Annotated in this window: 23 protein-coding genes; 11 read left to right on the plus strand and 12 right to left on the minus strand. The window is 31.8% G+C overall.

Annotated features, from left to right (window positions below; genetic code table 11):
• Positions 1 to 3 precede the first annotated feature (3 nt).
• Positions 4 to 363: a DoxX-related protein gene (locus tag BST83_RS12710; RefSeq protein WP_104810107.1), complete on the plus strand. Its 360-nt coding sequence runs from the start codon at positions 4 to 6 to the stop codon at positions 361 to 363.
• An 11-nt stretch (positions 364 to 374) separates the two neighbouring features.
• Positions 375 to 1,994 (plus strand): amidohydrolase, encoded by a 1,620-nt coding sequence (locus BST83_RS12715; protein ID WP_104810108.1) that lies wholly within the window; start codon positions 375 to 377, stop codon positions 1,992 to 1,994.
• 41 nt (positions 1,995 to 2,035) lie between these two features.
• Here the strand turns inward: BST83_RS12715 and BST83_RS12720 are convergent, their stop codons facing one another.
• Positions 2,036 to 2,269 carry a CDGSH iron-sulfur domain-containing protein gene (locus BST83_RS12720; RefSeq protein WP_104810864.1) on the minus strand — a complete coding sequence of 78 codons (234 nt, stop codon included), beginning with the start codon at positions 2,267 to 2,269 and terminating at the stop codon, positions 2,036 to 2,038.
• Between the two features lie 112 nt (positions 2,270 to 2,381).
• Between BST83_RS12720 and BST83_RS12725 the strand changes: the two genes are divergently transcribed.
• Complete coding sequence (locus BST83_RS12725) at positions 2,382 to 2,831, plus strand: FKBP-type peptidyl-prolyl cis-trans isomerase (RefSeq protein ID WP_104810109.1); 450 nt, start codon at positions 2,382 to 2,384, stop codon at positions 2,829 to 2,831.
• Positions 2,832 to 2,882: 51 nt separating this feature from the next.
• Here the strand turns inward: BST83_RS12725 and trpA are convergent, their stop codons facing one another.
• The 9 genes from trpA to BST83_RS12770 form a co-directional block, all read right to left on the minus strand.
• The gene (gene trpA / locus BST83_RS12730) at positions 2,883 to 3,650 is read right to left on the minus strand and encodes a tryptophan synthase subunit alpha (RefSeq protein ID WP_104810110.1); all 768 of its coding nucleotides are present in this window, start codon (positions 3,648 to 3,650) and stop codon (positions 2,883 to 2,885) included.
• Between the two features lie 10 nt (positions 3,651 to 3,660).
• Complete coding sequence (locus BST83_RS12735) at positions 3,661 to 4,437, minus strand: DUF3050 domain-containing protein (protein ID WP_104810111.1); 777 nt, start codon at positions 4,435 to 4,437, stop codon at positions 3,661 to 3,663.
• Complete coding sequence (gene trpB / locus BST83_RS12740; RefSeq protein WP_104810112.1) at positions 4,437 to 5,621, minus strand: tryptophan synthase subunit beta; 1,185 nt, start codon at positions 5,619 to 5,621, stop codon at positions 4,437 to 4,439. Before trpB ends, BST83_RS12735 begins: the two co-directional genes overlap by 1 nt.
• 56 nt (positions 5,622 to 5,677) lie before the next feature.
• Positions 5,678 to 6,373, minus strand: coding sequence for a phosphoribosylanthranilate isomerase (locus BST83_RS12745; protein WP_496559616.1), 696 nt, complete (start codon positions 6,371 to 6,373; stop codon positions 5,678 to 5,680).
• A 114-nt stretch (positions 6,374 to 6,487) separates the two neighbouring features.
• Positions 6,488 to 7,276 carry an indole-3-glycerol phosphate synthase TrpC gene (gene trpC, locus BST83_RS12750; protein WP_104810114.1) on the minus strand — a complete coding sequence of 263 codons (789 nt, stop codon included), beginning with the start codon at positions 7,274 to 7,276 and terminating at the stop codon, positions 6,488 to 6,490.
• Between the two features lie 91 nt (positions 7,277 to 7,367).
• The gene (locus BST83_RS19925) at positions 7,368 to 7,544 is read right to left on the minus strand and encodes a hypothetical protein (protein ID WP_170062789.1); all 177 of its coding nucleotides are present in this window, start codon (positions 7,542 to 7,544) and stop codon (positions 7,368 to 7,370) included.
• An 85-nt stretch (positions 7,545 to 7,629) separates the two neighbouring features.
• Entirely contained in the window at positions 7,630 to 8,619 is a 990-nt protein-coding gene (gene trpD / locus BST83_RS12760) for an anthranilate phosphoribosyltransferase (protein WP_104810116.1), read from the minus strand.
• A gap of 80 nt (positions 8,620 to 8,699) precedes the next feature.
• Entirely contained in the window at positions 8,700 to 9,278 is a 579-nt protein-coding gene (locus BST83_RS12765; RefSeq protein ID WP_104810117.1) for an anthranilate synthase component II, read from the minus strand.
• Positions 9,279 to 9,471: 193 nt separating this feature from the next.
• Entirely contained in the window at positions 9,472 to 10,863 is a 1,392-nt protein-coding gene (locus BST83_RS12770; protein WP_104810118.1) for an anthranilate synthase component I family protein, read from the minus strand.
• Positions 10,864 to 11,347: 484 nt separating this feature from the next.
• Here BST83_RS12770 and BST83_RS12775 point away from each other — a divergent pair, with 484 nt between their 5' ends.
• The 3 genes from BST83_RS12775 to gatB/aspS are packed head-to-tail and all read left to right on the plus strand — an operon-like array spanning position 11,348 to position 16,364.
• Entirely contained in the window at positions 11,348 to 11,617 is a 270-nt protein-coding gene (locus BST83_RS12775; RefSeq protein WP_205853584.1) for an Asp-tRNA(Asn)/Glu-tRNA(Gln) amidotransferase subunit GatC, read from the plus strand.
• 2 nt (positions 11,618 to 11,619) lie between these two features.
• Positions 11,620 to 13,020 (plus strand): amidase family protein, encoded by a 1,401-nt coding sequence (locus BST83_RS12780; protein ID WP_104810120.1) that lies wholly within the window; start codon positions 11,620 to 11,622, stop codon positions 13,018 to 13,020.
• Positions 13,020 to 16,364: a bifunctional amidotransferase subunit GatB/aspartate--tRNA ligase AspS gene (gatB/aspS, locus tag BST83_RS12785; RefSeq protein WP_104810121.1), complete on the plus strand. Its 3,345-nt coding sequence runs from the start codon at positions 13,020 to 13,022 to the stop codon at positions 16,362 to 16,364. The genes BST83_RS12780 and gatB/aspS overlap by 1 nt, the downstream gene beginning before the upstream one ends.
• A 95-nt stretch (positions 16,365 to 16,459) precedes the next feature.
• Here gatB/aspS and BST83_RS20730 read toward each other — a convergent pair whose 3' ends face one another.
• Together BST83_RS20730 and BST83_RS12795 are read right to left on the minus strand one after the other, a co-directional pair.
• On the minus strand, positions 16,460 to 18,229 hold the full coding sequence (locus BST83_RS20730) for a glycerophosphodiester phosphodiesterase family protein (RefSeq protein ID WP_240614749.1): 1,770 nt from the start codon (positions 18,227 to 18,229) through the stop codon (positions 16,460 to 16,462).
• A 32-nt stretch (positions 18,230 to 18,261) separates the two neighbouring features.
• Complete coding sequence (locus BST83_RS12795) at positions 18,262 to 20,763, minus strand: TonB-dependent receptor (protein ID WP_104810122.1); 2,502 nt, start codon at positions 20,761 to 20,763, stop codon at positions 18,262 to 18,264.
• A 345-nt stretch (positions 20,764 to 21,108) separates the two neighbouring features.
• Between BST83_RS12795 and BST83_RS20735 the strand changes: the two genes are divergently transcribed.
• From BST83_RS20735 to mdh, 5 genes are all read left to right on the plus strand, one after another.
• Entirely contained in the window at positions 21,109 to 21,339 is a 231-nt protein-coding gene (locus BST83_RS20735) for a hypothetical protein (protein WP_240614750.1), read from the plus strand.
• A gap of 251 nt (positions 21,340 to 21,590) precedes the next feature.
• Positions 21,591 to 21,836, plus strand: a complete 246-nt coding sequence (locus tag BST83_RS20740; RefSeq protein WP_240614751.1) for a hypothetical protein — start codon at positions 21,591 to 21,593, stop codon at positions 21,834 to 21,836.
• A 248-nt stretch (positions 21,837 to 22,084) separates the two neighbouring features.
• Complete coding sequence (gene gyrB, locus BST83_RS12805; protein WP_104810865.1) at positions 22,085 to 24,055, plus strand: DNA topoisomerase (ATP-hydrolyzing) subunit B; 1,971 nt, start codon at positions 22,085 to 22,087, stop codon at positions 24,053 to 24,055.
• 111 nt (positions 24,056 to 24,166) lie between these two features.
• Entirely contained in the window at positions 24,167 to 25,171 is a 1,005-nt protein-coding gene (locus tag BST83_RS12810) for a DUF6588 family protein (protein ID WP_104810123.1), read from the plus strand.
• Positions 25,172 to 25,301: 130 nt separating this feature from the next.
• Entirely contained in the window at positions 25,302 to 26,228 is a 927-nt protein-coding gene (gene mdh / locus BST83_RS12815) for a malate dehydrogenase (RefSeq protein WP_104810124.1), read from the plus strand.
• Positions 26,229 to 26,390: the final 162 nt, after the last annotated feature.

The following is a 26,390-nucleotide window of genomic DNA, read 5'->3' on the forward strand; positions in this document are numbered from 1 at the left end:
GTAATGGACGTTTCTATGCTAATTCTTAAAATTATTTTTGGTGCTTTTTTCTGCTACGCAGGATTTATGCATTTCAAAAAACCGAAATTCTTTAACAAGTTTATTCCAAATTTTTTACCAAAACGAATGGTTAATTATGTTTTTGGAGCCATAGAGTTTCTCTTAGGAATTAGTTTGTTTTTTGACCAAACATTTAAAAATGCGGCATTAGGCATTTTTATATTAATGACATTATTTCTTCCTATTCATATTTGGGACTTATTAAAAGAAAAACCAGCCATTGGTTCTAAGAAATTAGCAATTATCCGAATACCTATTCAATTTTTATTGATGTATTTATCTTATTTAATGTACCTAAATTAATAAATCAACACATGAAAAAAATCTTTATTCTTTTTATATTCTCTGCAATACTAGTTTCTTGTCAAAAAGAAAAAGTGGATTTAATCGTAATAAATTCTAACACATATCTAGTTAATGAGAAATTTGAAAACGCCGAAGCATTTGCCGTTAAAGACGGTAAATTTATTGCAATTAGTACGACTAAAGAAATTCAAGAAAACTACAAATCAGACAATGTAGTTGATGCGAAAAATCAAACCATTGTTCCCGGTCTTATTGATGCGCATTGCCATTTTTATGGATTGGGTTTGCAACAACAAAAGGTAGATTTAACGGGTACTAAAAGTTATGACGAAGTTTTAGACAAAATTGTTGCTTTTCAAAAAGAAAAAAATGCAACTTTTATCTCTGGTAGAGGTTGGGATCAAAATGATTGGGATGTAAAAGAATTTCCTACAAAAGAAAAGTTAGATAAATTATTTCCAACAACTCCGATAGCTGTTCGTAGAGTTGACGGTCACGCTTTGTTGGTAAATCAGGCTGCCATTGATTTATCCGGAATTACAACAGACACGAAAGTTACTGGGGGCGAAATTATTATCCAAAACGGCAAAATGACAGGTGTTTTAATTGATGCTGCTATGGATTTTATCAAGTTTCCTGAAACTTCGAATAAAGAAGCAATTCAAGGTTTATTAGACGCTCAAAAAATAGCTTTTTCTTACGGATTAACGACTGTTGATGATGCAGGGTTAGATAGAAATACAATTGAGTTAATTGATGATTTGCAAAAATCAAACAAATTAAAAATGCGTATTTATGCAATGATTTCTGGAGATAAACAAGAACAAATTGACTACTATATCAAAAAAGGAATTACAAAAACGGATCGTTTAAATGTGCGTTCTTTTAAAATTTATGGCGATGGCGCTTTAGGATCTAGAGGAGCTGCAATGCGAAAATCATATACCGATAGAGAAAATCATTTTGGAGCCTTAATTTATGCGCCAGAAAGATATCGAGAAATTGCGCGACAAATTGCTGCATCAGAATTTCAAATGAATACGCACGCTATTGGCGATTCTGCAAATACTTGGATGCTAAAAACGTATAAAGAAGTTTTGAAGGATACCAAAAATAGACGTTGGCGAATTGAACATGCTCAAATTATATCAACAAAAGATTTTCAGGACTTTGATAATATTTTGCCTTCTGTGCAACCAACTCATGCAACTTCAGATATGTATTGGGCAGAAGCTAGAATTGGTAAAGAACGTATGAAAGGCGCTTATGCGTATAAAACTTTATTAAATAAATACGGAAAAATTGCTTTGGGTACAGATTTCCCTGTAGAGCAGGTAAATCCGTTTTTAACATTTTATTCCGCGACTTATAGAAAAGATTTGAATAATTTTCCTGAGGATGGTTTTCAAATGGAAAATTCATTGTCTAGAAAGGAAACCTTGCGAGGAATGACAATTTGGGCTGCATTTTCTAATTTTGAAGAACAAGAAAAAGGTTCTATTGAAGTTGGTAAATTTGCTGACTTTGTAATTCTAAATCAAGATATCATGAGCGTTGACGGTGGTAAAATTCCAAAAACTAACGTTGTCTCAACTTTTTTAAACGGTGAAAAAGTATATTCTAAATAAAGAAATTGTCATTCCTAATAAATTAGGAATGACCGTCTTTTCTATTTATGAGAACCGTCACAAAAAGGTTGATTTTTAGTTACTTTACAAGCGCATAAATACTTTGTTTCTGTTTTTTCTGCTGTAAACACATTTGGACTCATTCCTGAACCTCTATGTTTCCCATCGCATAATGGTTGGTTTTCAGACAATCCACAAGTGCACCAAGCATAGTTTTTTCCTTGTTCTAACTCAACTGGCAAAGGTCCTTCTCCAGCTCTTTTTGGTAATTCCATGTTTTTTTTATTTGATACCACAATATAAAATAAAATTGTGAATACTTTCTTTTTTAAAATTATAAAATGATTTGTATTTCTTTTATATTCGCTTAAAATTATAAAGACCCACATGAAATCATATAGCTATTTATTTTTCTCGTTACTTCTGTTTATATCCTGTTCAAAAAACGACACGAACTTTGAACTTCAAACGGAAGAAGATATTATAAAATATATTGCGGATAATAATTTAAATGCTCAAAAAACTAGTACTGGTTTGTATTATGTAATTACAAAACAAGGTACAGGAAAAAGACCAACTAATAGCAGTGCAAATGTTACTGTTGCTTATAAAGGCTATTTTTTAGATGGTGCTGTTTTTGACCAAAATCCCAACGGATTTACTGCGAACTTAAATCAAGTAATTAAAGGTTGGACAGAAGGTTTGCAACTTTTTAATGAAGGCGGAGAAGGAATTTTAATAGTTCCTTATCAGTTAGGTTATGGTGCTAACGGAAGAGGTACAATTCCAGGCGGAGCAGTTTTAATTTTTGATATCAAACTATTTAGCGTAAACTAAAAATTTAAGATAAAAAAAAAGCGAAACTTAGAAGTTTCGCTTTTTTTTTGTCTACGAAATAATTGGCTTTATAAAATCATTAATTTTATCGACTCCATTCATTCCCAAATTCTTAATAAATGCAGAACCAATTATTGCTCCGTGCGCATAGTTACAAGCTGTATTAAAGGTTGATTTATCAGAAATACCAAAACCAATAATTAATTTACTTTGCAAATTCATTGCCTTAATTCTCTCAAAATAAGCTATTTGATTGCTCGAAATTTCTCCTTTTGCGCCAGTAATAGAAGAGGATGCGACTACATAAATAAATGCTTTCGAATAAGCATCTATTTTTCTAATTCTTTCTTCGGATGTTTGAGGAGTGATTAAAAATATATTTGTAATTCCGTATTTATCAAATAATTCTTGATAGTGATTTTCAAACTCTACCATGGGTAAATCAGGAATAATTAAAGTGTCAATACCACATACAATCATCTTTTTACAGAATCTATCTTCGCCATATTTTAACAATTGATTTAAATACCCCATTAAAACCAAAGGTGTTTTATTAGTCTCTTTAATACTTAACAATTGGTCAAAAATAATGTCTAAATTAACTCCGTTTTCTAAGGCTTTTTGACTACTCTCTTGAATTGTTGGCCCATCTGCTAAAGGATCAGAATACGGCAAGCCAACTTCAATGAAATCTACTCCACTTTTTTCTAACCCTGAAATGACTTTTAAAGTATCATCTAATTTTGGATATCCACAAGTAAAATAAATAGATAATAAATTTTTATCTTTTTTTCGAAATAATTCTTGTATTGAGTTCATATCAATAATTTTAATTTCTATTTATTATTTGTTGTTCAATAGAACTCCACAAGTTAATTCTTAATTGCAATGCTTTTTTTGCAGTCTCTAAAACTTCCGTCCATTTTTGTGCATCATTACCACATAATTCAGTAATCATTTTTAAGGATAAAGGTCCGTGTTCATCGCCATCCAATTCAATATGTCTATTTAAATAATACATAAAACTGTCATAGGATTTATTGTTATCCAAAGAAGCTTTCTCTATAATATTAATAAACATATCAGGAATTACATCTTCTCTACCAAAAGTAAATGCAGAAGCAATTAAATGACTTTTATTTGTTTTTATGGTATCAAAGGTAAAATTAACAAATTCTTTTACTTCATTAGGAATCTCCAAATTTTCCAATGCTTTCTCAACAGAAGTGTTTGCTTGTAACACTTTTATAAATTCGTTCATTTTACCTGGGTCTGCATTCACTTCTTGCATAGCAGTTAGATACATTTCAAAATGACTTTTAATTACTCCATGGGCATCAAAATCACTTTCTTCTGCTACCGTAATTTCATTTATAAAACGAGCTAATTCCGCATTTTTAACTGGCATCCAAGGAATGGATACACAGGTTAAATTTACTTGTAATGCTTTTAAAAGTGACATAAAATCCCAAACTGCAAAAACGTGAAGACTCATAAAAACTTGCACATCTTCTAGAGTATGCAACTTTTTATACAGAGAATGATTTTTTAATTCATTCCTTGAACCGGCTAATTCTTTTTCAATATATACTAAGTTACTGTTCATTATTCTTTTAAATGTTTTATATATATTTCTAAATCTTTATCTCCTCTACCCGATAAATTCACCACTACAACTTGGTCTTTTCTAAACTTAATTTTTGATAAAACAGCTAAGGCGTGTGCAGTTTCTAAGGCAGGAATAATTCCTTCTATTTTAGTTAACTCAAAAGCAGCTTCTAGTGCTTCGTCGTCTGTAGCACTCATAAATTTAGCTCTTTTAGTTTCATATAAAAAAGCGTGTAAAGGCCCAACTCCCGGATAATCTAAACCTGCAGAAATAGAGTACGGTTCTACAATTTGCCCATATTCATCTTGCATTAAAATGGTTTTACTTCCATGAATAATTCCTACTTGTCCTAATTGAGAAGTAGCAGCACTTTCGCCCGAATAAACTCCTAAACCAGCTGCTTCCACAGCAATTAACTCTACATCTTCATCATCTAAATAATGATAAAAAGCACCCGCAGCATTACTTCCACCACCAACGCAGGCAATAATTGTATCCGGATTTTCTTTACCCGTTTTCTCTTTTAATTGCCATTTCATTTCTTCAGAAATAATAGCTTGCAAACGCGCTACCATATCTGGATGCGGCGCTGGCCCAACAACAGAACCTATTAAATAAAACGTTTCTGGATGCTGAATCCAATAGCGAATTGCCTCATTTGTTGCATCTTTTAAGGTTTTACTTCCGCTTGTAGCAGGAACCACTTTTGCACCTAACATTTTCATTCTAGCAACGTTTGGTGCTTGACGAACAATGTCTTTTTCGCCCATAAAAACAGTACATTCTAGGCCCATTAACGCACAAACTGTTGCCGTAGCAACTCCATGCTGCCCTGCTCCTGTTTCTGCAATAATTTTAGTTTTCCCCAATTTCTGAGCTATTAAAATTTGCCCAACCGTATTGTTCACTTTATGAGCTCCTGTATGACATAAATCTTCACGTTTTAAATAAATGTGAGCACCATACTTTTCAGATAATCTTTTTGCTAAATACAAAGGTGTTGGTCTACCAACATACTCTTTTAATAAAGATTTGTATTCTTTTTGAAACTCCTCAGACTGGATAATTTGCACGTAATTATCCGCTAATTCTTTTACATTTGGATACAGTAATTCTGGAATAAATGCGCCTCCATATTGTCCAAAATATCCGTTTTCATCTGGTTGAAATTTTGATTTCATATCTCTCCTATTTGTGTAATCGTGTAACTATTGATTTGTTTAAACGTCTCAAACAATTAAACCGTTAAACTTTTTTTAAATTTCTTTATTTCTTCTATTTTCTTAACTCCTGGTTCATTTTCAAACTTACTATTTACATCCAATGCATAAATAGGTAAATCTGAATTCACTATTTTTTCAACTTCTTCAATATCACTTAAACCGATACCTCCACTTAAAAAGAATGGTTTTTCAAAAGGATATTTTTCTAACACTTTCCAATCGAATTGTACGCCATTTCCTCCTCTTTCTTTTCCTTTGGTATCAAATAAAAAGTAATCTACAAAGTCTAAATACGGTTTTAAAACATCAAAATCAAATTCATCTTTAATTCCGAATACTTTAATAATTTCCACTTTTTCATCAGAAATAAAATGTTTATTCTTTTCCTTTTTCTGATGTTTATTTTCTTCAATAAATAGAGCTCTTCTTTCTGATAATTGAATTTGTAGTTCTTTTACATATTCTACAGACTCATCGCCATGTAATTGAACCGCATCCAATTGATATTCTTCTACCAACGAAACTAAAATTTCTAAATACTCATTTACAAAAACACCAACTTTTTTTATTGATTTTGGGAGTTCCGGAATAATACCTTCAAAGTTTCTTTTTGATTTTTCATAGAAAATAAAGCCCAGATAATCAGGTTGCAATGCTGCAACTTGTTGGATATTTTCTGCGTATTTCATTCCACAAACCTTTAACTTCATTATGAATATTGTTTAATCTTTTATTTGTTTAACTGTATTATTGTGTTTACTCAAACTCTAAAATTGTGTTTTCTTTGAAGCTACTTTTCAACAATTAAACAGGTACACTTTTTTCTATCTAATCTGACTAATAAATTCCATACAAGCTCCACCAGGGTCCTCCGTTTTCATAAACGTTTCACCAATTAAAAATCCTTGAAAACCATATTCTTTTAATCCCATAATAATTCTTGGATCAGAAATTCCGCTTTCTGAAATTTTAATACATGAATCTGGAATCTGACTTGCCAACTTAATTGAATGTTCTAAATCAACTTCAAAAGTCTTTAAATTTCTATTATTGATTCCTATAATTTTATTATCTAAATCGTTAATTTTATCTAATTCTTCTTGTGTATGCACTTCATATAAAACTTCCATTCCTAAATCTGCTGCTAGGTTTCCGTAGTTTTTTAATTCTGCGGATGTTAAACAAGCTGCAATCAATAAAATTACATCTGCTCCTATTGCTTTCGCTTCCACAATTTGAAATCCGTCAACAATAAAATCTTTTCTTAAAATTGGTTTTTGTTGATTGATCACTCTAGCTTCCATCAAATCTGCCATCGTTCCTCCAAAAAAAGAAGTATCCGTTAAAATAGATTGCGCTGCCACATTTGCGTCTAAATATCCATTGGTAACTTCAGCAATTGTTGCTGTGTCATTGATGATTCCTTTGGAGGGTGATTGACGCTTAAATTCAGCGATAATTCCGGTTGAACCAACTTCTAATAAAGACTTTTTTAATGAAAAAGTTGCTCTACTAAAACTAGGACTTTGCACTAATTTCTGAACAGGAACTTCTGCTTTTATCTTAGCAATTTCCTTTTTCTTGAATGCGATTATTTTATCTAGTATTGTCATTTCTTATTTCTTCTGTCATTGCGAGGAACGAAGCAACCTGTTCATTTTAATCGAAAGGTTTCTTCAGTCATGCTTCCTTCGGAATGACGTTTTATTTATTACTATTTATTTTCTTATTTCTGTAACTCAAAAAAAAGTAAACAACTATACCCACGATCAAACCAATAATTGATTGTTTTAACACACTTTGAGTCTGAATTCCTAGTGCCATTCCCATCAATAGAAAAGCTGGAATAATTAGAATTAAATTATTTTTCTTCTTTGCCATTTTTTTTATCATTGCGAGAAACGAAGCAATCTTTTTAAATTAACAGATTACTTCACTCTTAACCTCGTTCGTTATGACGTTTTAATTATAAACTTACTAATTTATATAAACACTCTTTTGCCTTCAATCCTAAAAGCGACCCTTTTGCTTCTTCAAAAGCAGTTTCAAAAGACTTTGTTTCATCTACAATTGTTAATGCAAACGCAGCATTTGTTAGCACCACATTATTTTGCGCTTCGGTGCCTTTTCCTTCTAAAATTGATTTAAAAATTTTAGCAGCATCTGCAACCGAATTTCCTCCAAAAATTTCTGCCTGTTGAATTCTTTTTTGTCCTAAATCTTCCGGGTTTATAATTTGTTCTCCTTTTTTAGTGAAAAACTTGAATCCGCTTGTTAAGGATATTTCATCATAGCCGTCTAAGGCATGAATAATTCCGTAATTAATATCTTCTTCTTGTAAAATGTAATTGTACAAACGCGCAATTTCCAAATTAAAAGTTCCTAATAGATGATTTTTTGGCGAACTCGGATTTACCAAAGGTCCTAACATGTTAAAGAACGTTTTTAACGCCAATGCTTTTCTTGTTGCACTAACCGCTTTCATTGCTGGATGAAATTTTGGAGCATGTAAAAAACAAATATTTGCTTTCTCTAAATGTTCTCTCAAAATACCTTCATCATTCGTAAAATTGTATCCAAAACTTTCTAACATATCCGAAGAACCAGATTGTGAAGACACCGAATAATTACCGTGTTTTGCTACTTTTTGACCAGTTCCTGCAACGATAAAAGAAGTTAAGGTTGAGATGTTGAACGTGTCTTTTCCGTCGCCACCTGTTCCAACTATATCAATGGTATTATAATCTGATAAATCTACTTTTATGGCCAACTCTTTTAGTGCATTTCTAAAACCAGAAAGTTCATCAACCGTAATTGGGCGCATCATAAAAACCGTCATAAATGACGCTAAATGTGCATCATTATAGTTCCCTGCAGCAATATCTATTAACACTTGCTTTGCTTCAGATTTGGACAATCTTTCGTGATTATATAATTTATTTAAAATTGCTTTCATTTAAATTGAATTCTAAAAATTTAAAGACACCAATACTATTATGCAAAGTTACCTCTAAAGTTTATCAACGTTTTGTTTGCTTACTTTTTAATACTATTTATAAAGTTTCTTAATAACTGCTCACCAACATCTGTTAAAATAGATTCTGGATGAAATTGTACTGCCGAAATTGGAAATATTTTATGTTCAATTGCCTGAATTAATCCATCTTCATCCCTTGCTGTTACTTGTATTTCTTCTGGAAAATTTTCGTCTGTTGCTGCCCAAGAATGATACCGTGCTGCTAAAAATGTTTCTGGAACATCTTTAAAAATAATGGCAGAAGGGTCTGAGACCCTCATTTCCGTTGCAACTCCGTGAAAAACATTATCTAGGTTGATGATTTTCCCACCAAAAACTTCTGTAATTGCTTGTAAACCTAAACAAACTCCAAATATTGGTTTTACGCCTGCGTAGGTTTTAATGACGTCCTTTAAAATTCCTGCTTCATCAGGAATTCCGGGTCCTGGCGATAGCATAATTACATCATAATTATTTACATCTTCAATACTGATTTCATCATTTCTAAAAACTGCAGGATAATTTCCTGTAATTTTTTCTACCATGTGAACAAGATTATAGGTAAACGAATCGTAATTGTCTAAAATTAATATTTTCATATTTCTTTCTAATTGTCATTGCGAAGCAAATTTTTCATTTGCTGTGGCAATCTGTTTATTAATTAAGAGATTACTTCGTCGGAAAAACTCCTCGTAATAACTTAAATCTCAATTTGCGTTAGGGATTGAAACGGCATCCTTTTTATTTTCTTTTTAAAATAAAAAGATATAGTGAAAAGCCCGCTTGAACGCCCTAAATATTCTCTGCTAAAATTAACGCTTTATTTAACGCTGCTAACTTATTATTTACTTCTTGTAATTCTTTTTCTTCATCAGAATGAATAACAATTCCTGCACCTGCTTGCGAATACAATACATTATTTTTACTTACAAACGAACGAATGGCAATTGCCAAATTCACAGAACCGTCTAAACCGATAATGCCAACAGCGCCTCCGTAAAAGCCTCGTGTTTGATTCTCATATTTGTTAATTAGTTCCATCGCTTTGTATTTTGGCGCACCACTTAAGGTTCCGGCTGGGAAAGTATCACCAACAATTTCGATGGGATTTCCTTTAATTTTTCCTCTCACCGTAGAAACTAAATGAATTACATGACTAAAATATTGTACTTCTTTAAAAACCTCAACGGTAACATTATCAGCATGTTTACTTAAATCGTTTCTCGCCAAATCGACCAACATTACGTGTTCTGCAGTTTCCTTCTTATCTTCGGATAATTTTTTACCCAACTTTCTGTCTTCTGCCATATCACCCGTTCTTCTAAACGTACCAGCAATTGGATTGATCGTTGCTTTTCCTTCAGAAATTTTAATCTGTGCTTCTGGTGAAGAACCCATTAATTTAAAAGAACCATAATCGAAATAAAACAAATATGGCGAAGGATTTATAGAACGCAATGCTCTGTAGACGTTAAATTCATCTCCTTTAAATTTTTGCTGAAATTGGCGTGACAATACCAACTGAAAAACATCACCTCTTTTACAATGCGATTTTGCTTTTACCACATACTCTTTGAATTCTTCGCCGGTTACATTTGACGTTTCTTTGCCAACAATTTCAAATTTCTGTGTATTAAATGCTTGCGCATCTATAATCGTTTGAACTTCGTTAATACGAGATTCTGTGCCTTCTTCGATATTTTCTATCAACGTCATTTCATCATTAAAATGATTGATGGCGATAATAAATCGATAGAAACTGTATTGCATTTCCGGAATCGCAGAAGGTGCTTTCTTATTTGTGAATTTAATATTCTCAAAATATTGAACAGAATCAAATGTTGTATATCCATATAAACCATTAAATGATTTTAATTCCGCCGGACACTCTAAATCTATTGAATTTGTAAATTTATCAAATAGTTGATAAAAATTCTTATCGATTGGTTGCGCATCGATTTGTGTTCCTTTATGAGAAACCGTAAACTGATAATCGTCAACTTTCATGGTTACAATTGGTTCAATAGCGATAAAAGAAAAACTTTCTTCTTTACTATGATAATCAGAACTTTCTAACAAAAGTGTATTTGCAAATTTATCTCTAAATCGCAAATACAAGCCTACAGGTGTCACTGTATCTGCTATTTTCGTTTTAAAAATTGTTTTAAAGTGTGTTTTTTTCATTTTATAGAATTGAAAAAGGCTTATCGTGAGATAAGCCTTTTTTATATTTTTTACGTATAGGTTTAGTTCTCACTTATGAATTAAGAGAGTTCCACCACCATATGTTTAGTTGTTTTTTCATTTGGCTACAAATGTAGAAAGCAAATTCTACTTGAACAAATTTATTTTAACTTTTTTATATTAATTTACAATGAAAAACAAATCTTCTAAAAAAAACCAATTTACATTACATCTACATACTAAATTATATTAATTAGTTATAAACTATAACATATTTAACGAATTCTATTTCGAAAAAGAATAAAAAATCGTTTTTTTGTAGCACAAACATTTGTTTGATTTGAATTTACTGAATTAATTAACGCACCAATGATTTATAACTTAAATTATTGGTGTTTTTTCTTTATATTGTACTTTAATCAGAGTCAAAACTTTTGTAGTTTTGCCCCCTTGAAGTTTTGATGTAAACTAAAACAAGAAAAGGATGAGTAAAATTATGACTGTAGACATTTTGTCTAGTATTAAAGGAGCGCAGCCATCTGAGTCTGTGAATAAATTATTTGAAGCAATTAAAAATGCCAATTCAACAAATAGTAACTCTTTTAATAAAAATCATAGTAATGCGGTTTCTTTAGATGATTTAAGAGAAGATATTGTTATTGATAGTCCGATCGTCGAAAAACAACTCATTATTGAAAACTTTCCGAAAGAAAAAAATGGCTATTTAGTTGTTTCTAAGGTTATAGAAGAATAGTTATGGAGTCGCAAATACACAAGATTCATCAGCAATTGAGGAACAAAGAGATAACTTGTACAAAATTGATACAAGACAGATTAGATTTATTAAAATCGAACACACACAATACCGTCAATTCACTTTTAGAAACACTAGCTTTAGGCTTAGCTGAAAAAGTGGATGCTAGAATTGAAAACGGAGAAGATATTAGTTTGCTAGAAGGAATTCCTTTCGGAATTAAAGATGTCTACATGTTGCAAGGCACTTTAGCTACCGCAAGCTCAGATTTACTAAAAAACTACAAATCTCCGTACACAGCAACTGCCATTCAAAAATTGTTAGATGCTGGCGCAATTCCGTTAGTAAAAGAAAATTGCGATAGCTTTGGACACGGTTCATCCTCTGAAAACACGATTTTCGGAGCTGTAAAAAATGCTGCAAATACCGATTTAGTTGGAGGTGGATCAAGTGGAGGATCTGCTGTAAACGTTGCAAAAGACTTTACCGTTTTTTCAATTGGTGGAGATACAGGAGGTTCAATTCGTCAACCTGCAGGATATAATAATGTCTTCGGATTTAAACCTACTTACGGAAGAGTTTCTCGTTTTGGTTTAATGGCGTATGCATCCTCAACAGATTGTGTTGGCCCAATTACAACATCCATTGAAGATATTAGACTTGTCTTAAATGTGATGAGTGGCAAAGATGTAAAAGATCAAACTAGCTATTCATCAGAATCAATTTCAGCATCGGCTGTTTTAAATGCGGATGAAATAAAAACGGTTGGATATTTTAAAAACTTTATAGAAACTGATGCAATTGACCCTGAGATAAAATCAGACTTTTTAGCATCCATCGAAAAAATAAAAGCGACAGGAATTCAGGTCAAAGAACTCGATTTCTTTGAAGCTGACACCTTAGTTTCTGCTTATTACACACTGGCAATGGCAGAAACTGCTTCTAATTTATCAAGATTAGATGGTACAAATTACGGACAAAGAATTGAAGGTGAGAATTTAAAAGACACGTATTCAATAACGCGTTCAGAAAACTTTTCCGAAGAAACAAAACGTAGAATTGTTGGTGGAAATCAAGTGTTATCGCAAGGTTTTTCTGATGAAATCTATTTAAAAGGATTGAATTTAAGAAATCAAATTGCCGAGAATTTTGAAAAAGACTTTAAAGAAGTTGATATCATTTTATCGCCAGTTACCCCAAATAAACCGCCTAAAATTGGCGATAGTTTAAAAGATCCTTTAGCAATGTATTTATCGGATGCATATACCGTTGGTTTTAGTTTAGGGCAATTACCAACGTTAACAATTCCGCAAGGAACAGCAACAGGCTTGCAAATTACGGCTGCAAAAAATAATGACGAACTCGTTTTGAAGTTTGCTAACTTCTTAAAAGATACGATATAATGGAATTGGAGCACTTAAATGATTTATTAAAAAAACACGATTTAGAATTAGTTATAGGTCTTGAAACACACGTTCGTTTAAATACAAAATCGAAGTTATTCTGTTCTTGCGCAAATCAAGAAATAGAAAAGCCTAATCAAAATATATGTGCTGTTTGTACAGGACAAATGGGTGTTTTGCCTTCTATAAATAAAGAAGCGATTACAAAGGCAATTTATTTTGGAAAAGCAGTAAAATCTACTTTTTCAAATGAGGTAATTTCTTGGGATCGTAAACATTACGAATACCCGGATAACCCTAAAAATATTCAGATTACACAGTTTCATAATCCTGTAATTCCGGATGGTGAAGTTTCTTGTTTTAGAAATGATGGCTCGCAGTTTACAGTGAGTTTAACGCAAGTTCATATAGAAGAGGATGCGGCAAAATTGATGCACGAAAAGAAAATTTCTTTGGTCGATTTTAACAAAGCAGGTGTGCCGTTAATCGAAATTGTAACAGATCCTTGTATTCGTCATATCGAAGATGCATCAACCTATGCACAATATATTCAGAGAATTGTTCAAAACTTAAAAATATCCGAAGCAAATCTTGAAAAAGGGGAATTTAAATCGGATGTTTCTGTATCACTTCGAAAAAAACATACTTATAATTTAAATCCGAGAACAGAGATTAAAAACCTGAATTCGTTTAAGTTTATGGTGGATGCGTTGAAGGAAGAAATTGAAAAACAATTAAATTATTACATAGCACATAAAGAATTTAGACCAGAGCAAACAACGGTTTTATGGGATGCCGATTTAAAGCAAACCAAAACCATGCGTACAAAAGAATTTGAAGCGGATTATCGTTTTATTTCTGAGCCAGATTTGCCTTTTGTAAACATTAAGCAAGTTGTAGAAAGTATTAAAGTTGATGTAAGTTCTTTGCCTTTTGCAGTAGAATCTATTCTGATAAAAGGTGGCGTTTTACCGCAAGATGCTAAGTTTTTTACTGCGGATTCTTTACGTTCTGAAACTTTTATTGCTATTAACACTATAGTTAATGATCCTTCTTTTGTTGCCAAAACTTTGGTAAATAATATTGGCGCAGATGAATATGCAAATATTCATAGCATTAAACATTTAACTGAAATTTTTCAATTATTTAAAGATGATAAAATTACTTCTGTTTTGGTTCAAAACGGAATTACTTCATACTTAAAAGACAGAACTTTTGATTATAAAAAGTATTTTGACGATAATACGATATCCGAAGATTCTATTAAAGATGCAGTTCTAAAAGTAATTGTTGAAAACGAATCAATTGCTAGCGATATTAAAGCAGGAAACCAAGGAAAAGCAGGAATTCTTGTAGGTAAAGTAATTGCTATTATTGGCAAAGGTGCTTCTGGAAAAGTGATTCGTGAAGAAATATTGTTGGCTATTAGTAATAAGCCATTAGCCTTTGGCAAAGAACAAACTTCCAATAGCGAAAAGCAAAAGGCAAATAGTGAACAAGCAAAAACGAAGAACCAAGAAGAAGAACTTCTTCCTCAAATTCCGATTGTCATAAAAGAAGAATACAGGACCCACAAGATTTCAGAATTATCAGAAGCTGCTATTAAGGAGGAAGTTACTTTAGCAGGTTGGGTAGCAAGTGTTCGTGATCACGGTGAATTAATTTTTATTGATTTACGCGATTCAAGCAATCAAGTTTTTCAAGTGCGTTTAAGTAGAGAAACGTTTCCTAATTTAGATGAATTGGTAAAATTAAAACCAGAAACTGTAATTACGGTTACTGGAATTGTCGTTCAGCGAAAAGAGGATGATTATAATGCTGGTTTAAGAACTGGTAAAATTGAATTAGAAACATCCGTTTTAGAAATCTTAAACTTATCGAAAACACTTCCGTTTGAAATTAAAAAAGCAACAAAATCGAATGAAAATATTCGTTTTCAGTATAAATTTTTAGACCATAGAAATGATGACGTTCGCAAAGCAATTGTGAATCGTCATAAAGTTATAAAATTATTGCGTGATATTTTAGACGAAGAAGAATTCTTAGAAATTGAAACGCCAATTTTAACTGCAGGAACTGATGAAGGCGCAAGAGAATTTATTGTTCCTACTAGAAAACAAGCGGGTGCTTTTTATACGTTACCACAAGCGCCGCAGCAATTTAAGCAGATGCTAATGGTGGGCGGCTTTGAGAAATATTTTCAAATTGCACGTTGTTTTAGAGATGAAGATTCACGTGGAGATCGTCAACCAGAATTTACACAATTAGATATTGAAATGGCATTTGCAAGTATGCAGCAAATTATCGATTTAAACACCAAAATGTTTAACGAGGTTGTTCATAAAATCTATGGAAAAAAATGGATTTTACATCCGTTTGAAATCGTTACTTACAAAGATGCAATGGATAAATATGGTTGTGATAGACCAGATTTACGTTACGGGTTGCAAATGCAAGATATTACAGACATTGTAAAAGACACTACTTTTCAAGTTTTTAGTAAACCTATTGATGATGGCGGAATTGTAAAATGTATTAAAGTTTCTGCGAAAGAACAAGGCAATACAAGAATGTCTAAAGGTCAAATTGAAAACTTAACTGCCATTGCGCAGCAAAATGGCTTAGGCGGTTTGGCGTATATTATTGTCAATGAAAATGAGTTGCAATCGCCCATTATTAAGTTTTTAGGTGAAGAAATTGCAGCGAATATTATAAAAGCTACGAATGCTCAAATTGGTGATATTGTATTTTTCTCAGCTGCAGATTATGCAACTGCAAATAAAGCGCTAGATGCGGTACGTCAAGAAATGGGACGCATTTTAAAACTCATCAATCCCAAGGAATTAAGACCTGCGTGGGTCGTTGATTTCCCAATGTTTGAAAGAACGGAGGAAGGACGATGGACGTTTACTCACAATCCGTTTTCTATGCCAGCAATTTACGATTTGGAAAAACACATGAACAACAATGATGACGAAATAGGAACCATCATTGCGCAACAATACGATTTAATCTTAAACGGTTATGAAATTGGCGGCGGATCTGTTCGTGCGCACAAAGCAGAAATTTTAGAAGCAACCTATAAAAATATGGGTTACAATAAAGAGGAAATGCTAAAAAGCGTGGGAACAATGCACAAAGCTTTTCAATATGGCGCGCCACCTCACGGAGGAATTGCCTGGGGAATTGATCGTTTAATGATGATTTTAGAAAAGAAAGCCTCTATTAGAGAAGTGATGGCGTTCCCTAAAACAGGTTCCTCTGAAGACTTATTATTTAATGCACCTTCTATCTTATCCGATAAAAAAGTAGAGGAAATGAATGTGAAAATTATGAGAAAATAATTAATTTTCATAAATTTTATAAACACAAAAATCCTGCTAAAAAGCAGGATTTTTTTATTCTTAAAACAAAACATTACTCCTTTTAAAATAACAAATTACTTTCTTAAAGGAATTGCAATATTTGGATAATCTGTAATAATACCATCAACTCCCATTTTAAGTAAATTTACTATGTCGTTCTTTTTATTAACGGTCCATGGAATTACTTTCATCTTTTTACTTTGAATCCTTTTTACCTCCTCTTTATTCAATAAAATAAAATAAGGACTGTAAATTTTTGGCTTAAAACTTAACATTTTCATATTCGTTTCAAAATCATTTTTATATGTTAAAAATGCCAAGGTAAATGCTGGGTACGTTTTATGAATGTATCCTAAAACTCTAGGGTCAAAACTTTGTACCGTTATTTTTTCTAATGATAATTTCGCATTTTTTAATTGCTCTATTACAAGATCAGAGAATTCTGCAACAGAAGGTTGAAATCCGTTTTTTTCGTCTTTTGGCGTACTTTTAATTTCTACATTGTAACGAATTTGATCATTTTTAGCCTCAGCGAAAGTAATCAGTTCAGATAATAATGGTTTGTAAGCTTTCTCTTTTTTTTGTTCTAAAAACTTCGGATTTCCAATAGAACCAACATCGTAACTCTTTATCTTTTTGTATTTATTTTTATAAATATTAAAAGCCAAAGCGTCCTTTTTTGTAATTTTTCTTCCTTTTGCATCTAAAGTAACTTCTTCATTTAACCAAGGTTCGTGAGAAACAACTACTTTATTATCTTTACTGATAACAACATCTAATTCTAATGTATTTACACCTAAATCTAATGCTTTTTCAAAAGCTTGAATGGTATTTTCTGGCGATAAACCTCTTGCTCCTCTATGACCTTGTAAATCGAAACTATATTGTTTTGTTTTCTCTAAAATTACTTCATCAATAAAAGCAACTGTTTGATTGTATACATTTTTCCAATCTTTAGACCTTAAATCGCAAGCAATTACATGATTCCCCGCTTCTGGAAAAGCAACTCTTACTTTTTTATCAGTAGGAGTTCCTAAACCATCAAACATTTTTAAAATTGCGGGCACAGAAACCACCTGATCTTGTTCTTTTTCATTTTTATAATAATACCCAACAAATGCCGGAATTTTAATTTTAGAAAAAGTAGTTGGATTCATATTTTTAGTGACCATATTTATCAAAGCTTTGTAACCATCTATATGATAAATTGTAGACCAATATTTAGCTTCTTCTTCTGGTCTTTCTTGTTTCATAATTTCACTTCCTTCATTCATTTTTACAAAACCAGCTTTACCTTCTGGTGTAACAATTATTTTAAATGCAGGGTTTATAAGATCTATAAAAGGAGAATACAAAATTAATCCTAAAATATCGTTACTATCTTCTGATGCTAATTTTAAACTTAAAGAACCTCCTGTAGAAGTACTTACTAAAATTATTTTTTTACCAATTATTTTACCTATTAACAATGCTTCTTTTGCAGTTTCTATATAATTTTCTGGCGTTAAGTTTTTAAAATTATCTTCTCTACTCATGCCATGTTCTTTTAAACGAGACATGTATATATTGGCATTGTATTTTTCAGAAAGCTGACTCATAATTGGCTCACCTTCTCTACTACTCGCTCCAAAACCATGTAAATATACAAATGCAATATCAGTTTGTTTTTGCTTGTAATTCTCTGCCCAAATAATTTTTGCTTGATTATTTGGCTTGATGTTTTTGTTACTAATTTCTTTCGTATTTACAATACTCTCAATTGTCGTTATCGTTTTTACTTCTTGACCTATAACTTCAAAATTAAAGGCGATTAATAATAGCGCAGTTAAAAATGTTTTTTGCATAATAAATAGCTTTTTTATTTATTTAAGTGTTGTTAAAATTTTGCTTTTACTTGTAATCCAAAAAATCTAGGAGCTCCGGCAATAAAGGTTGGTATGCCAAAAGCACCGCCGGTATTCCCTGCGTCAACAATAAATTCTTCGTCTAAAACATTAGTCATATAAAAGTTAATTTCATAATTTTTGTTAACAATAAGACCTGTTCTAAAGTTTAACAAACCATATCCATCTTGCGAAATCTCAGGTAAATTTGTTTCTTCAAAAAACACTTTAGACTTATAAGTATATGTAGGTCTGAAGAAATAACCTAAATTTTTATGGATCTCTAAATTGATATTAAAACCAGCTGAAAATGAATTTTCGGGTGTTAATCTAAATGTATTTCCCGCTAATTCTTGTGGGTTCCCATCAGAATCTTCATCATCAAAAGAAGCATCTATATAACCATAATTAGCAAAAAAGCTTGAAGTTTTTGAAAAAGCATATTGCAAAGCTACTTCAAAACCAAAAGAACTTGAATTACCACTATCCTGTGTAATATTTGTTAAAACTCCATCCTCTAATTTAGCTACCGATGTTTGAAAGTTTGAATAGTCATACATGTAAGCATTTATATCGAATTGTAAACTATTATTTAAGAATAATGATTTTGCACCTACTTCATAAGACCAAACAATTTCATCAGATAAAATATTAGTTTCTGTTGCTGTAACATTGATTACGTTAGGTCTTCTTCCTCTAGAAGTTGTTCCAAATAATGTAATTTCTTCATTTACTGCAAAATTTACTGCAAAACGCCCCACTGCTGATAAAAAGCTATCACTAGCTTCTATTTTACCATTTGTTGGTGCAAATAATGTATTTGGATAATTACCTGACAAATACCCTAAAACAGACGGTACTTCTGTATCTATAACCTCATAAGAAGCATTAATATTTTCTAATGTTGCTCTTAAGCCTAATGTAAATGATAATTTATCTGTAACATCATAAGAAGCATCTGCAAAAATATCGCCAGAATAATTTTCCCCAAAATTTGTAAAAGTTTCTTTATTAAATGAATTTAAAGGTGCTCCTGCAATTGGACCAAATGTACTTGGATCATTTGGTATAGAAGGCGCTAAAACTGCTACTCCATTAGATAGCAGAAAAGTAGGATTTAAAAGTAACATTGCTACACTTCTCTCATTATATTCCCAGGGCACACTTTGCGAACCATCTTCATAAAAGAAATTAGCTCCAAAAAAACCTCTAAATTTATCATCAGTATCAAAATTGAATCTAAATTCTTGGCTAAATTGTTTTCCTTTTGATATTTCATTAAAAAATAAAGCTGGCGCAACTGTTCCATCTGCATCAAAAGCCTCGTTAGAATCAAATTCTCTATAGGCAGTTGTAGAAGTTAAATCCCAAACATCATTAAAGCCGTGTTTTAAAATTGCTGTTACACCCCAAACAGTTCGGTCTAAACCTAAATCTTCACCTCTTTCTAAATCAGCAAAGGTATTTGGATTTGTATCGCCACCTAAAGGCGCATAAGTTCCACTTTTAAAAGAAGTTCCTGGAGGTGTGTCTTGTTGCCAATTTGCAATTACATCTAAACTTGTATCGTCATTTAGCAAGTATTTAAATGACGTTCTAAAAGCTAAAGTTTCTTTTCCGTTTAAATCTCCACCAGATATATTTTCAATAAAACCATCTCTTCCATTATAAATTGCAGCGGCTCTAAAAAATAATTTATTATCTACTAAAGGAGCGTTGTAATGTCCTGTTGCTAAAAACTGATTAAAATTACCGTATCCTAATTTTACAGAACCCGATATTTCGTTTTTTGCTTTATTTTGAATAATGTGCATTGCCCCAATTTGAGCACCCCTGCCAAATAAAGTTCCTTGTGGTCCTTTTAGAACTTCTACACGTTCTATATCGTATAACTCTACAACAGAACCTCTAGACTTACTAATTGAAACTCCGTCTTGAAAAATAGAAACTCTTGGCTCTACTCTAGAATCCCCACTATCACTTGTAATTCCTCTAACTACGATCCCTGGATTATTAACACTTTGAATTTGTACTTGAAAACCTGGTACATATTCAGACAAAGCATCATATTCAAAAGTTCCTTGATTTTCTAAAAAATCTGTTCCGTAAGAAGTAATTGCAATAGGAACATCTTTATTTTTTTGCTCTCTTTTTTGCGATGTTACTACAACGCCTTCTAACATGTAAGAACTTTCTTTTAATATAAAGTTCTGAATAGTTTCTGATTTTGTAATTACTACTTGTTTTGTAATTGTATTGTAACCTATATATGATACTTGAATTACGTACGTATTGTTAGGTATTCTTTCTAACAAAAACGCTCCTTTAATATCAGAAGTTGTTCCCATAGATAAACCTTTTACCAAAATACTAGCTCCCATAATTGGCTCACCTTGTTCTGTTAAAACTGTACCTTTTAATGCACCAGTATTTTGGGCATTAATATTGATTATACTAAAAAATATAGATATTGTAAATAAAAATTTAAAGTGCATTATTTTTGAATTTAAAGGGTTGTTATAGAATTCAAATTTATGCTTGTGATATTAAAAGCTTGTTAGCTTAACATAATTGAAGCGTTAATTATTTAAGCAAATACGGATGTTTTTTATAAAAATTTCACATAATAGTAATAGTTTATTTAATACCTTTTAACTAGGAGTTGTTAATTTAACCCCCTTTTCCTTTATCAGATAAAAAAGTAAAAAAATGAATACGAAAATCACAAGAACTTAATAAAAATTTCATGAACTTCATAATATAATTTTTAAAACCTTACGAAAGTGAGGCTTTTTGTTTTAAATTGAAAATCAATTTAACCTTTTTAAATCTTATTTATTTTGTTAGGATTATTAGTAATTATAGTGGTTTCTTGGCTTCTTTTACATTTTATTGAAAATGAAAGCATTGATGTTTTAGGAATCAATCCAAATGGCAAACGTTTTGTTGAGTTTATAGTTGGGTTTTTATTTATTATTCTGATAACACTTTTAACTATTTACATAGAAAGTGTTCTTCTTTCTGTTGATTGGAAAATGAAAAAGCGAGTTAAATTACAACTTGTTTTTTGACTCATTTATATATCATTTAAAATCTGCACTCACAGAAGATTTAGCTTTTAGAGGCGCACTTCTTTATATTTTGATTAAAAAATTGGCGTACAAAAAGGTTTTTTTTATCAGCAATTACATTCGGAATTTACCATTGGTTTTCTTACGGAATGATAAATGGACCTATTATTCCTTTAATTTAAATTTTTATAATAACTGGTTTTACAGGCTATGTTTGGGCATACACATTTAACAAAACCAAATCAATATTTATGCCTTTAAGGTTTTATTTAGGATTTAATTTTCTGATGACACTTTTCTGCACATCACAACCTTATGGAGAATTACTATTTACAGAAATATCTAGCCCAAACATTTCTGAATGGAATGAGTTTTATTATTCTGTATTTAAAGGATTATTTCCATCAATAACTACACTTATTTTTGTAAAATTTGCACTTCCTTTTAATTTGAAAGGTATTGATTTTTCATCTCTAAATCAATCAAAAAAAGAATAATTCAAGAATAATCTAAGTAAAACTTAATTGCAAAATTTCACATCTAAGCCATTTTTTGATTTCATCAAACCTCAAGCCAACTTAAAATTTTATAAATTAAAAATAAAATCGTTTTTAAGTCATTTAAGAGACTTTATCGTTTTTAACAAATGTTGATAATTTTAAAACAAAATCGCTAAAAATGCTTTAAAAAAGATGATAAAATCGTAAATTTGAGTTTAATAAAATCGTTTTTTAAGACGGATTACATCAACCTAAAAAAATTAACAAGTCACTTTTATAATGAGCGAAGAAAAAAACATAGTTATGATGCCTCGAGTATTCAGGCATTAGAAGGAATGGAGCATGTAAGAATGCGTCCATCCATGTATATTGGAGATGTTGGTGTTAGAGGTTTACACCATTTAGTTTATGAAGTTGTAGACAACTCTATTGATGAAGCAATGGGTGGTTATTGTGATACGATTAACGTTACCATTAATGAAGACAATTCTGTAACCACTAGAGATAATGGTCGTGGAATTCCTGTGGGAATTCATGAAAAAGAAGGGGTTTCTGCATTACAAGTTGTAATGACAAAAATTGGTGCTGGTGGTAAATTCGATAAAGATTCTTATAAAGTTTCTGGTGGTTTACATGGTGTTGGTGTAAGTTGTGTTAACGCATTATCAGAACATTTAACAGCAACTGTTCATAAAGATGGTAAACTTTGGCAACAAGAATATTCTAAAGGAAAAGCATTATATCCAGTAAAAACTATTGGAGAAACTGATTTTAATGGAACCGTTGTTACTTTTTTACCTGACAAATCTATTTTTACGCAAACAACTGAATTTAACTATGATACTTTAGCATCTCGTATGCGCGAATTATCGTATTTGAATAAAGGAATTACAATTACATTAACAGATAAACGTGAAACGGATGATGAAGGTAATTTTCCAACAGAAGTTTTTCACAGTACCGAAGGTTTACCAGAATTTATACGATATTTAGATTCTACTCGTGAACAATTAACTTCCACTATAATTTCTATGGAAGGTGAAAAAAATGGTATTCCTGTTGAAGTTGCCATGGTTTACAACACTTCGTATGCAGAAAATTTACATTCTTATGTAAATAATATTAATACGCATGAAGGAGGAACTCACTTAGCTGGTTTTAGACGTGGCTTAACAAGTACGTTAAAAAAATATGCAGATGACTCTGGATTATTAAAAAATGTAAAATTCGAAATAGCAGGTGATGACTTTAGAGAAGGCTTAACAGCAATTATTTCTGTAAAAGTTCAAGAACCACAATTTGAAGGGCAAACAAAAACAAAATTAGGAAACAGAGATGTAACTTCTGCAGTGTCCCAAGCAGTATCAGAAATGTTAACTGATTATCTAGAGGAAAACCCTAATGATGCAAAAATTATAGTTCAAAAAGTAATTTTGGCTGCAACTGCAAGACACGCTGCAAGAAAAGCACGTGAAATGGTGCAGCGTAAAACGGTAATGAGCATTGGTGGTTTACCTGGTAAATTATCTGACTGCTCGGAAACTGATCCTGCACAATGCGAAATTTTCCTTGTTGAGGGAGATTCGGCAGGTGGAACAGCAAAACAAGGTCGTGATAGAAATTTTCAAGCAATTTTACCACTTCGTGGGAAGATTTTGAATGTTGAAAAAGCGATGCAGCATAAAGTTTTTGAAAACGAAGAAATCAAAAATATGTTTACTGCATTGGGCGTTTCTATAGGAACAGAAGAAGACCCCAGAGCTTTAAACCTATCAAAAGTTAGATATCATAAAGTAGTTATTATGTGTGATGCCGATGTAGATGGATCACATATTGCAACTTTAATTTTAACATTCTTTTTTAGATATATGAGGGAAATGGTAGAGCAAGGTTATATTTATATTGCAACACCGCCTTTATATTTAGTTAAAAAAGGACAAAAAAGAGAATATGCTTGGGATGATCATCAACGCGATGTGCTTGTGCATCAAATGGGAGGCTCTGCTAGTATTCAACGTTACAAGGGTCTTGGAGAAATGAATGCAGACCAACTTTGGGATACTACAATGAACCCAGAATTTAGAACATTACGTAAAGTTGTTATTGATAGCGCAACGGAAGCGGATAGAGTTTTCTCTATGTTAATGGGAGATGAAGTTCCGCCACGTAGAGCTTTTATTGAAAAAAATGCAAAATATGCTAAAATAGATATCTAGTTTATTAAAAATCATATTAAGATAACACACTCTAAAAATAGGAGTGTGTTTTTTTTTTATATCTTAGCTAACAATACCAAGTTTAAAATATTAATCAAAATCGATCACAAAATGAAAAAGTATATTCTAATTTTTATAGTGATATTTGCCCTATCGTTTAAAACGAAAGCCCAAGATGGCTTTGAAGGATACCTTTTAGCAGATAATAATGATAGGTCTAAATTAATTGAAGCCTATATAAATCCAGCCATGAAAGGCTTGATTTTTAGCATGAATAATGGCTGGTACCATACCGCAAAAGTTCATAAGACATTTGGATTTGACTTTACTATTGGTGCAAATGCATCCATAGTGCCAGGAAAAGACGAAATATTTAGCTTATCAGGATTAACATCGATCAACGCAGGCTCCATTACTGCTGCTTCAGTTGCAGGTTCGGAAAACAACAACCCTTTAACTACTGTTAATTTTGTAGAAAATAATGTCACATATAGCACAACATTTAATGCGCCAGGCGGAGTTAAAGAAAGCCTTCCTATAAGTGCTGTTCCTGCGCCCGCAATGCAGTTTAGCATGGGCTTACCAGCTAATTTTGAAGTTAGTTTAAGATTCGCTCCAAAGTCAGGTTATGGCTCTGATGATGTTGAAGCAAGTCTTTTAGGTGTAGGATTAAAAAAAGAGATTACAGATTGGTTTGGACCAATAGGTAAAACACCTTTGCATGTATCTTTACTTGCGGCATACACAACAATGACAGTTGATTATAACATTAACAGTACTGGAGCTGTTGCTGTTCAAAATGGATTAGCGGAGTTTAAACTAAATGCTTACACTGTTCAAGCAATAGCATCATTAAACTTTCCTATCATAAACATTTATGGAGGAATTGGGTATGGTTCAGGAAACTCTACGCTTAAAATGACCGGAGATTATGATTTAAGTTACGGCCCACTTACAAAAACAATAACAGACCCTATTGATTCTGAATTTAATGCAGGCAGTATGAGAACAACTGCTGGCTTACGATTAAGTTTAGGCTTTTTTAAACTTTTTGGAAGTTACACCTTACAGGAGTACAATACGGCTAACCTAGGTATTGCGTTTAGCTTTAGATAGAAAATTAAAAAAAAATCACAAAAAAGGACACTTAGTATAAGTGTCTTTTTTAATTTTTACCAGTACTATTATTTCTAAAATTCGTACTTTTGTTCAACGAATTTTATCAACATAATTAAAAAATAAAAATATGAAAGTTACAGTTGTTGGTGCAGGTGCAGTAGGTGCAAGTTGTGCAGAATACATTGCTATTAAAGATTTTGCTTCTGAAGTCGTTTTATTAGACATAAAAGAAGGGTACGCAGAAGGGAAAGCAATGGACTTAATGCAAACCGCCTCTTTAAATGGTTTTGATACAAAAATTACAGGAAGTACAAATGATTATGCAAAAACTGCGAATTCGAACATTTGTGTAATTACTTCTGGAATTCCTAGAAAACCAGGAATGACTCGTGAAGAATTAATTGGTATTAATGCAGGAATTGTAAAAACAGTTTCTTCTAACTTAATTAAACATTCTCCAGACACAATTATTATTGTAGTATCTAACCCTATGGATACAATGACCTATTTAGTTCATAAAACTACAGGAATCCCTAAAAATAGAATTATTGGAATGGGTGGCGCGTTAGATTCTGCTCGTTTTAAATATAGATTAGCAGAAGCTTTAGGAGCACCTATTTCTGATGTAGACGGCATGGTAATTGGTGGTCATTCTGATACTGGAATGGTGCCTTTAACTCGTTTAGCTACAAGAAATTCTGTTCCTGTTTCTGAATTTATTTCTAAAGAAAGATTAGAACAAGTTTTACAAGAAACAAAAGTTGGTGGTGCTACCTTAACTGGTTTATTAGGCACTTCTGCTTGGTATGCCCCTGGCGCTGCAGTAAGCGCTTTAGTGCAAGCAATAGCTTGTGATCAAAAGAAAATTTTCCCTTGTTCTGTTTTAGTAGAAGGCGAATATGGTTTAAATGATTTATGTATTGGAGCTCCTGTTGTTTTAGGCAAAAATGGAGTTGAAAGCATCGTAGAAATCAATTTATCAGCTGATGAAAAAGCACAAATGGTAGCTTCTGCAAAAGGAGTTTCTGCTACAAATGCTTTGTTAGAATTGTAAAAAATATAAAGTTTATCAAATCACCTAAAAGCCTCAAAGAAACATCTTTGGGGCTTTTTTTAATTTAAAAATGGTTTTTAAAAACATAACATACTTTTACTTTTAGCTTGCCTAAATGGGCTGTGCTTTTTAAAGCATACTGATTTTAATATTATTGATATT

The sequence above is a fragment of the Polaribacter filamentus genome (assembly GCF_002943715.1).
Taxonomy (GTDB): Bacteria; Bacteroidota; Bacteroidia; order Flavobacteriales; family Flavobacteriaceae; genus Polaribacter; species Polaribacter filamentus.

Excerpts from the sequence above, each read along its gene's own strand:
- BST83_RS12710 (WP_104810107.1), top strand. The coding sequence starts at position 4 with ATGGACGTTTCTATGCTAATTCTTAAAATTATTTTTGGTGCTTTTTTC.
- BST83_RS12715 (WP_104810108.1), top strand. The coding sequence starts at position 375 with ATGAAAAAAATCTTTATTCTTTTTATATTCTCTGCAATACTAGTTTCT.
- BST83_RS12720 (WP_104810864.1), bottom strand. The coding sequence starts at position 2,269 with ATGGAATTACCAAAAAGAGCTGGAGAAGGACCTTTGCCAGTTGAGTTA.
- BST83_RS12725 (WP_104810109.1), top strand. The coding sequence starts at position 2,382 with ATGAAATCATATAGCTATTTATTTTTCTCGTTACTTCTGTTTATATCC.
- trpA (WP_104810110.1), bottom strand. The coding sequence starts at position 3,650 with ATGAACTCAATACAAGAATTATTTCGAAAAAAAGATAAAAATTTATTA.
- BST83_RS12735 (WP_104810111.1), bottom strand. The coding sequence starts at position 4,437 with ATGAACAGTAACTTAGTATATATTGAAAAAGAATTAGCCGGTTCAAGG.
- trpB (WP_104810112.1), bottom strand. The coding sequence starts at position 5,621 with ATGAAATCAAAATTTCAACCAGATGAAAACGGATATTTTGGACAATAT.
- BST83_RS12745 (WP_496559616.1), bottom strand. The coding sequence starts at position 6,373 with ATGAAGTTAAAGGTTTGTGGAATGAAATACGCAGAAAATATCCAACAA.
- trpC (WP_104810114.1), bottom strand. The coding sequence starts at position 7,276 with ATGACAATACTAGATAAAATAATCGCATTCAAGAAAAAGGAAATTGCT.
- BST83_RS19925 (WP_170062789.1), bottom strand. The coding sequence starts at position 7,544 with ATGGCAAAGAAGAAAAATAATTTAATTCTAATTATTCCAGCTTTTCTA.
- trpD (WP_104810116.1), bottom strand. The coding sequence starts at position 8,619 with ATGAAAGCAATTTTAAATAAATTATATAATCACGAAAGATTGTCCAAA.
- BST83_RS12765 (WP_104810117.1), bottom strand. The coding sequence starts at position 9,278 with ATGAAAATATTAATTTTAGACAATTACGATTCGTTTACCTATAATCTT.
- BST83_RS12770 (WP_104810118.1), bottom strand. The coding sequence starts at position 10,863 with ATGAAAAAAACACACTTTAAAACAATTTTTAAAACGAAAATAGCAGAT.
- BST83_RS12775 (WP_205853584.1), top strand. The coding sequence starts at position 11,348 with ATGAGTAAAATTATGACTGTAGACATTTTGTCTAGTATTAAAGGAGCG.
- BST83_RS12780 (WP_104810120.1), top strand. The coding sequence starts at position 11,620 with ATGGAGTCGCAAATACACAAGATTCATCAGCAATTGAGGAACAAAGAG.
- gatB/aspS (WP_104810121.1), top strand. The coding sequence starts at position 13,020 with ATGGAATTGGAGCACTTAAATGATTTATTAAAAAAACACGATTTAGAA.
- BST83_RS20730 (WP_240614749.1), bottom strand. The coding sequence starts at position 18,229 with ATGCAAAAAACATTTTTAACTGCGCTATTATTAATCGCCTTTAATTTT.
- BST83_RS12795 (WP_104810122.1), bottom strand. The coding sequence starts at position 20,763 with ATGCACTTTAAATTTTTATTTACAATATCTATATTTTTTAGTATAATC.
- BST83_RS20740 (WP_240614751.1), top strand. The coding sequence starts at position 21,591 with ATGCCTTTAAGGTTTTATTTAGGATTTAATTTTCTGATGACACTTTTC.
- BST83_RS12810 (WP_104810123.1), top strand. The coding sequence starts at position 24,167 with ATGAAAAAGTATATTCTAATTTTTATAGTGATATTTGCCCTATCGTTT.
- mdh (WP_104810124.1), top strand. The coding sequence starts at position 25,302 with ATGAAAGTTACAGTTGTTGGTGCAGGTGCAGTAGGTGCAAGTTGTGCA.